This is a genomic window from Nitrospinota bacterium (assembly GCA_035528715.1).
In the GTDB taxonomy this organism is placed as follows: Bacteria; JADFOP01; JADFOP01; order DATKYB01; family DATKYB01; genus DATKYB01.
Genome location: DATKYB010000077.1, coordinates 1 through 2,436, shown reverse-complemented (window position 1 = coordinate 2,436; position 2,436 = coordinate 1). Strand labels below are relative to the sequence as shown.

Here is a 2,436-nt window from a genome sequence, read left to right as displayed (position 1 = left end):
TACTTGTGCCAGGAGTAGAAACTATCCCATTTTATTATTGGACAGGAAGCCCCTTTTCTAAAAACCTAACAACCCATAACTGGGAAAAGACATTTTTGATATTTGGCCTAAACAAATCAAACGATTTTAAGACTCTCCCCGCTATTCATAATCATTACTCAACAAAATATACATTCCGCTTTATCCCAGTATCCATATCCTTTCTCCTCGCCTTTTTTATAAGTATATTCTTGATAAGATGGAAAGGAATATTCAAGATGATTGGGATATTAGTATTCATCTCCTCACTACTTTTCCTGATTAATTATCATCCCTTAAGATCAACCCTGTTTACACAATATAACGGTGATCAGGCTATGCTCCCGTATCAAGAAGTGATAGATGATGTAAATCATAAAGATGGTTTAATTTTTTGGTCACAGCATAAAGATAATAAAATAGATAAAAAAATTGGCCCCATAATCATAAAAGACGGTTTCAAACCAAGAGATCTTATTCTGTCGAAAAACTATACAGGATTTTTAATAACACCGGATAAGTATGAACTGACTAAAACGGGAAATGAGTGGGATAAAATCCTTTTGGAATACTGTTCTAACCAAAGAAAAAGTCCCATCTGGCAGATTGGAGGATTCCATCTAAACGGAAGCTCTCTTGAAAAGATTGATACGGTACAAACAGTCTTCCTCCTTGAAAAAAGAGATAAAATATCTCTTCTTGCGGCACTAAAAAGAGGAAGGACTTATACCCGTATTTTAAATAACAAAATAGGTCTATCTTTAAACCTATTTTCTGTTTCAGACCCAAAAACAGAAATATATGGAATCATGGGGGAAGAGATCAGTCTAAAAGTTTCTCCACTAATAAAGATAAGTGTAGTGACCTTGAAAAAAAATGATCAAGAAATTAGCGTAAATCTTATCAGGTCTGGAAATATCATATCGACTTTTAAGGGACAAAGTCCCCTCAATATCACTTATCAAGATGATTATTTCAAAGAAGGGGAAAAGGTCTATTACCGTTTAGAGATCTCAGGAGATGATCACTCTCGGATTATAACAAATCCAATATTTGTTAAATTTTATTCAGCCACAGAATAATATTATAAATCGGCATATGATAAAAAAATCAATCAAAAACTTTTTTCTTTTACTTATCATTTGCCTGATTTTTGCCTTTCTCATTTTTTATATAACCTACTTAATTGAAAATTTTCACAAATATTCCACGGATTACTACGAGCCTAAAGATACTGAAAGGTATGAATGGTTGAAAAAAAAGGGTATTAGATCAATGATAACAATTAGTTACCAATAACTTAGAGATTTCAGGAGATCTTTATACTCAGATTATAACAAATCCAATATTTGTTTAATTTTATTCATCCACAGAATAAATATGGCAAGTTTGCGTAGAGTAAAAAAATCAATCAAAACCTTTTTTGTTTTATTTATCGTCTGTTTAATTTTTGCTTTTTTCTTTTTTTATGCTGGTAAACTGATTAATAGAACCTCCTCAAAAAACTCATCTCAATATAAAGAACTCAAAAAAGACTATAAAAAATATAAACAGATGGAAAAAGAAGAAAAAAGAAAGAAGGTATTCAATCAATGATAATAGCTATTCACCAGCCCCAACATCTCCCATGGCTCGGTTATTTGGATAAGATCGATAAGGCAAATATCTTTATCCTGCTTGATAATGTCCAATATAAAAAGAATGAATGGGTAAATAGAAACAAGATAAAAACTGTAAGCGGTTCTCAGTGGATAACCGTACCCGTATCCTACAGCCATCCAGAAAAGATTAATAATGTAAGGATAGATAATAAGACAAACTGGGGGAAAAAACACCTTCATGCCTTAATAACCAATTATTCAAAGTCTGATTACTTTAAAAAACATCTCCCCTTTTTTGAAGATGTCTATTCTCGAAAATGGGAATATCTCTCTTCCCTTAATCTTCATATCATTGAATATCTCATCAAGGCATTTAATATCAAAACAGAGCTTGTATTAGCATCAGATTTTGAGCTCAGCGAAGAACCCACAGAACGACTAATTGACATCTGCAAGACTCTAAAAGGAGATGTCTATTTATCAGGCGCTCATGGTCGAAATTATCTCAATACTGAAAGGTTTAAAGAAGAAAATATAAGGGTTGTTTTTCAAGATTTCAAACACCCTGTATATAAACAGTTGTATGGCGAGTTTCTGACTCTTATGTCATCGATTGATCTTCTCTTTAATCATGGCCCTCAATCAATTAAAATTTTAAGAAGCTATAATAAAGAAAGCATAGAGTTTAAATCTCATATTAAGGAGTAAAAAATGAATATACTCGCTCTTGGTGCTCATCCTGATGATTTAGAATACGGTTGTGGAGGAACCTTAATCAAATATAGCACGGCAGGACACAACGTCTATCTTCTTATTA

The 2,436-nt window shown here is 32.3% G+C and carries 3 protein-coding genes; all 3 read left to right on the top strand.

Annotated elements, in window-relative coordinates:
* On the top strand, positions 1–1,100 hold a 1,100-nt coding region (locus VMW81_06160), incomplete at its 5' end, for a hypothetical protein (protein HUU50521.1).
* A gap of 510 nt (positions 1,101–1,610) precedes the next feature.
* The gene (locus tag VMW81_06155; protein HUU50520.1) at positions 1,611–2,327 is read left to right on the top strand and encodes a WbqC family protein; all 717 of its coding nucleotides are present in this window, start codon (positions 1,611–1,613) and stop codon (positions 2,325–2,327) included.
* Positions 2,328–2,330: 3 nt separating this feature from the next.
* The coding region (locus tag VMW81_06150) for a PIG-L family deacetylase (GenBank protein HUU50519.1) at positions 2,331–2,436 on the top strand (106 nt) is incomplete at its 3' end.